We start from the raw sequence: 5,441 nt of genomic DNA, 5'->3' as shown, positions 1-5,441 counted from the left end.
TGCAAAAACACCTCCGATATTAGTACTTTTTAAAAGTGTACCACTCCGAAGGTGTTTTATATTGTCTCAAAATTTTAGGTTAGCCCAAACGATTACACATCGTCCCCGTCTTTTGAATTATTTAGAAGTTTGAAGGAAACGTAACAGATCACCATAGATGACTTTATCCGATAAACCGAGTTCTTTCTCAGACTGTTTGACGGACTCTTTACAGATAGCGCCGTCTTTCTCGTCTGTGACTTCTTCACCGGTCTTACGGTCATAACATGTCTCTTGCGTGTAGACTGTCTTATCCGTTACGACAGAACCGTCCCGGAACAACGCATAATCTTTATGTTCTTTCGAGAACAGATCCGTTCCGAACAATACTTCATCTTTGAAATCGTAACCGAGCAGATTTAACAACGTCGGCTTGATATCAATTTGACTTGCGACCTCATCGTGTTTGACACCTTTGTCTTGTCCAGGTAAGTGGATCAAGAACGGTACACGTTGTAATTGAGCAACATCATACGGTGTTAACTCGTCTTTTTTCAACAATTCCGCCATCGCAGCATTGTGATTCGTCGAGATTCCGTAATGATCACCGTATACCATGAAAATCGTATCATCCCAAGTGCCGTCTTTCTTTAATCCTTCGATGAACTTACCGAGCGCCATGTCTTGATAAGCGAGTGCTTGAACATAATGATTTAATGTCGTCGAACTCGTTTCAAGCGGCGGTACGAGTTCATCTTCCGGTTTGGGCATTTCAAACGGATAATGATTCGTCAACGTGATGAACTTCGAGTAGAACGGGCGCGGAAGATCTTTCAGCATCGGTAACGATTGCTCAAAGAACTTATCGTCCAGTAAGCCCCACTCTGTTAAATCTTCCGGATTACCTAAATCGTAATCTGTTTCCGAGAAGAAACGGTCCACTCCGAAACTGTTGTAAACAATATCACGGTTCCAGAATGACTTGTTGTTTGCATGGAAAACAGCTGAATAATAACCGTCTTCTTTTAACATCTCAGGTGTGGCGCGGAATTCATTTTCTCCATTTGTAAAGAATGCGGATCCACGACCGAGTGGATAAATCGAGTTTTCCAAGATAAACTCGGCGTCCGATGTTTTTCCTTGTCCAGTATTGTGATAGAAATTATCCCAATAGTGCGAGTCTTTGATCAGTTTATTGAGGTTAGGTGTGACTTCCTGCCCATTCGGTGCTTTTAAGCCGACAGCAAACGATTGAGCTGACTCAAATGAAATCACGATGACGTTTTTCCCTTTATACTTCCCAAACATCGCCGGGTTCGGTTCAGCGTACTTAGAATCTACAAACCCTTGCACTTCAGAGAGCTCCGAGCTGTCCGCCATTGCTTTTTGTGCTGACGTTTTTGACTGGATCAGCGCATCGTACATATGGAAGTTAAACGTCCCGATATTTTTAACGAGAAGCTCGCGGTCAAACGCACGTGTCAATAGTTCCGGCCGTTCTGTTTCAGCAAGTGCCAGGTTCCCAAGGAAAACGGCTGTTGCTGCGACGAAAGCGAGAATCGCACGTCCGCGTGATGCAATATTTTTCGACATATCCATTTTTCGAAGGAAGAATGGAAGAATCAACAAGTCACCGACAATCAGCAAATCTGCCCATGACAATAATGAAGTTAGTGAAGCGGATACTGTCTCTGCGTTCGATGTCTGGAACAGAACCGGTAATGTCAAATAGTCATTGAAGAAACGGAAGAAAATGATATCCGCATACAGAACAAGTGTCGCAACGACAAGAGTTCCGTAGATGAACCATTTTTGAACGTTTCCGCGGAAGAAGAAACTGAATCCAAACATAAACAGTGCCGAACTGATTGGATTGATCAGTAAGATGAATGCCTGGGCCGAATTGGTGACCGGCACATTAAAAAAGAGCGTATACGCCAAATATGTTTTTAACCAAATCAGAAGTGTCGCAATCCAAAAGAGCTTGTGCTCCTTATACGTACTGCGTACACCTTGACCCAGCTTTAGCCGCATACGCGACCAGATGCTTGAGTCTTGCTGCATAAAAACCTGCCTCCTAATATACGTGTGTCCTTTTTGATTGAACTTTTACACGTCTTACATGTCTTAATCTATTTATACCCGTATCACGTGAAAATTTTACGCTTACTTTTACAAAAATGCAACCGGAATCCGGTCGATACTTTACATTCACATACTTTTATTACGTTTGTAAATAAAAAAAAGATTCAAAATATCGAATCTTTTTTAAAACATTTACTTATTATTTTTTCAGAAACATTTGTTTCGCCAACCAAGCACAGCCGATGACACCGGCGTCATTACCCAGTTCAGCGATTTTGAAGGTCGTTGATCCGAAGACCCGCGGCAAAGCAAATCGCTTAAATGTCTCTTGTAATGGAGCCATCAGCGCCTCGCCTGCTTTTGAAACGCCGCCGCCAATGACGATGATTTCAGGATTAAAGCTGTTGGCTAAATTCGAAATGGCGAGTCCAAGGTGGAACGTTACTTCTTCCACGACCTCGTTCGCTACCGTATCCCCTTGCGAATACGCTTCAAACACATCTTTTGCCGTAACCGCTTTGATGTCGTTCAAAGAAGTGACCTGTCCTTTTCGTTTTTCAAGACCAAGCCGGGCGACACCTGTTGCGGAAGCAATCGTTTCCAAACACCCTTTACGACCGCAACCACACATGACACCACCTTCCGGCAACATTGTGATATGACCGATTTCACCGGCCATACCGACTGTACCGTGAACGATTTGACCGTTTGTGATCAATCCGCCTCCGACCCCGGTTCCGAGTGTAACGGCAAGCAGTTCTGTCGCTCCGCTTCCGGCCCCTTTCCACATCTCACCGATTGCTGCTGCGTTCGCGTCATTCTCGATCACTGCCGGTAATCCGGTTAAACGCTCGAATTCTCCGACGAGTTCGAAATTGTTCCAACCGATATTGACCGCTTTTTCGACGACACCCGTGTTAAAGTCGATGAATCCCGGTGCCCCGATTCCGGCTCCAACAAAATCTTCAACGCGTTTATTGCTTTGCTGGCATTTTTCAAAGAAAGAATGGGCGATGTCTCCCGGAATTTGTTCCCCATCATTTAAGATAACCGTTTCGATTTCCCATTTTTCCACGATAATTCCTTGTAAGTCTAAAATCGCCATCTTGACCGTCGTTCCGCCGATATCTACACCCAGTAACCACTTCATCGTCATAACTCCCTTATGATAAAAGATTCTTCCCTTTTATTTTAGCTGATTCATTCACCTGTGCAAAGGGTTGCACAATATTTTCATGATTTTCTCGATTGTTGCAACTCGTATGCCAAAATCACTTTTGCAGAATCATATTGTTTTTTCTCCAGTACACCCGCCTGCTCCAGCTCATCGAGTTCCAGCATCATCATCGCAATGTCCGATTCCCGGTCACCGAGATAAACGATTGTCCCGTATGATTTGAGCAATTGCTGGACGTCATAAAGTGTTTTCATCGTTCATCGGCTCCTTTACAAATGCGTCCAGTAAATCGTAGGTCGCTTGAAGTGACGTTTCATGTGTCCGCTCATAAGAATGACTCGATTCAATTCCAGGACCGAGTAAACCGTGTCGGACATCATGTCCGGCATGAACCGCTGCTGAAGCATCCGAGCTGTAATACGGATAGATATCCACTTTGTACGGAATCGAATGCTGTTGCGCTAAACGTGTGAACTGGTGACGTAAGGCAAGATCGTACGGACCTGAACCATCTTTTGCACAAATCGAAACCGTGTACTCATCCGAATGTTGTCCTTCTCCGAGTGCTCCCATATCGACTGCGATATATTCGGCGACATCTTCAGAAAAACCGGCATTACCTCCAAATCCAACTTCTTCATAGTTCGAAATCAGAATATGGACAGGATGTGGCAGCGTCAGGGTTTTCCATTTTTTGACGAGCTCCAGTAATAAAGCGACGGACGCTTTGTCATCAAGATGACGTGATTTGACGAATCCTGTCTCCGTATGGACGAATCGCGGATCGAACGTCACGATATCCCCTACTTCAATTCCGGAAACCCGCGTTTCTTCTGCCGTCGTCGAACGGATGTCAAGACGGACCTCGATATTCGTCGCGCTCCGCTCTTCCGTATTTGTCACACGTGACGTGTGGACGCTTGAATGATGGAAGACGATCGTTCCGGAAACCGTCTGTCCGTCCATCTTGTGAACTAAACAGTTTTCCCCCTCAATTGCTGTCCAGGCATAGCCGCCGAGCTGCGAAAGACTGAGGCGCCCGGTCGGTAAGATTTCTTTTACCATTGCTCCTAGCGTATCGACATGCGCCGTTAACAGCCGGATTCGCGCCGACTCGCCCGGCAACATCGCAAGCAATGCCCCTTTTTCTAATTTTTTATATGAAATACCTTCTTCTTTGAACCGGTTTTCTACATATGTAAGTGCGTGAGCGGTGAATCCGGTCGGACTAGGAATCTCCACTAAATCACGAATCGTCTGAACAACTGCCTGCATGTGTTTCACTCCTTTTTTAAATGTTTTTTCCCTTTACATGATACCAAAAGATGGAACGGGCGGGTACTCATTCACCGCTTCGATCACCTTTCTTCTTAATAAAAAAAGTCGTAGAGTCAATGTACATTGACTCTACGACTTTTCATACGTCTACGCATAGACTCTAATCCGTCCAGCCATCAGACGTATTTCTTCATCCAAATATCATCCCGGTACGTCCCATCTTCCAATTTAACGGAATCCGGATCTTCCGCGTATACTTCAAATCCAAGTGACTCATACAGACTTTGCGCTGCCTCGTTACCGGAAAGTACTGCCAAAATGACTTGTTCGACATCAGGAAGTTGTTTTGCTTCTTCAATCAAAGCTTCCATCAGAGCACGGCCCGTCCCGCCACGATAATCCGGTGAAACATATACGCCGGAGATCATCGCTTTATGCGACTCCCGTGATAATTCGTACGGTTTGACCTGACCAAATCCGAATAACTTTTCACCGTCAAATATTCCGAGCCATATTTCATCCGAATCCGGATCGCCTTCGAGCCCTTCTTGAACATCTTGAATCGGTGTTTGCTGCTCATCATCAAACGAATGACCAAACGCATCTGGATGATTTTTTAATCCTTCCAGTCGAAGACTCCAATACTGTTCTGCATCTTCTTTCGTTAACTTCCGAAATGTATACATGACTGTCTTTCTCCCCTTTATGCGTTTTTGCTAGTGAATACGATGCTATGAAAAACTCTTCTATCCTTTACATAACCTTTTTCTAGTAAAATAAAACCTAGTTTAATCGAGATTCTTCCATACGAAAAAGACCATTCCTTTTTGACTGTGATATGCTCCCACAAAAGTAGACAGTTGAAATAACAAAACAGTCTACTTTTGAAGGGAGCTTTTTCTATGGCCACATCTAAATTTTT

The 5,441-nt window shown here is 44.3% G+C and carries 5 protein-coding genes; all 5 read right to left on the bottom strand.

Going from position 1 to position 5,441, the window contains the following annotated elements; genetic code table 11:
- Nucleotides 1–117 precede the first annotated feature (117 nt).
- Entirely contained in the window at nt 118–2,043 is a 1,926-nt protein-coding gene (locus KNQ07_RS15885; protein WP_012369779.1) for an LTA synthase family protein, read from the bottom strand.
- Nucleotides 2,044–2,263: 220 nt separating this feature from the next.
- Complete coding sequence (locus tag KNQ07_RS15880; RefSeq protein ID WP_041261510.1) at nt 2,264–3,220, bottom strand: ROK family glucokinase; 957 nt, start codon at nt 3,218–3,220, stop codon at nt 2,264–2,266.
- A 77-nt stretch (nt 3,221–3,297) separates the two neighbouring features.
- The gene (locus KNQ07_RS15875) at nt 3,298–3,495 is read right to left on the bottom strand and encodes a YqgQ family protein (protein WP_012369777.1); all 198 of its coding nucleotides are present in this window, start codon (nt 3,493–3,495) and stop codon (nt 3,298–3,300) included.
- Nucleotides 3,479–4,516, bottom strand: coding sequence for a M42 family metallopeptidase (locus KNQ07_RS15870; protein ID WP_012369776.1), 1,038 nt, complete (start codon nt 4,514–4,516; stop codon nt 3,479–3,481). Before KNQ07_RS15870 ends, KNQ07_RS15875 begins: the two co-directional genes overlap by 17 nt.
- A 179-nt stretch (nt 4,517–4,695) precedes the next feature.
- Nucleotides 4,696–5,205: a GNAT family N-acetyltransferase gene (locus tag KNQ07_RS15865; RefSeq protein WP_214767968.1), complete on the bottom strand. Its 510-nt coding sequence runs from the start codon at nt 5,203–5,205 to the stop codon at nt 4,696–4,698.
- Nucleotides 5,206–5,441 lie beyond the last annotated feature (236 nt).

The organism is Exiguobacterium sp. s145, from assembly GCF_018618835.1.
GTDB classification, from domain to species: domain Bacteria; phylum Bacillota; class Bacilli; order Exiguobacteriales; family Exiguobacteriaceae; genus Exiguobacterium_A; species Exiguobacterium_A artemiae.
The sequence above is the reverse complement of the archived record's forward strand: the minus strand, read 5'-3'. Positions and strand labels throughout refer to the sequence as shown.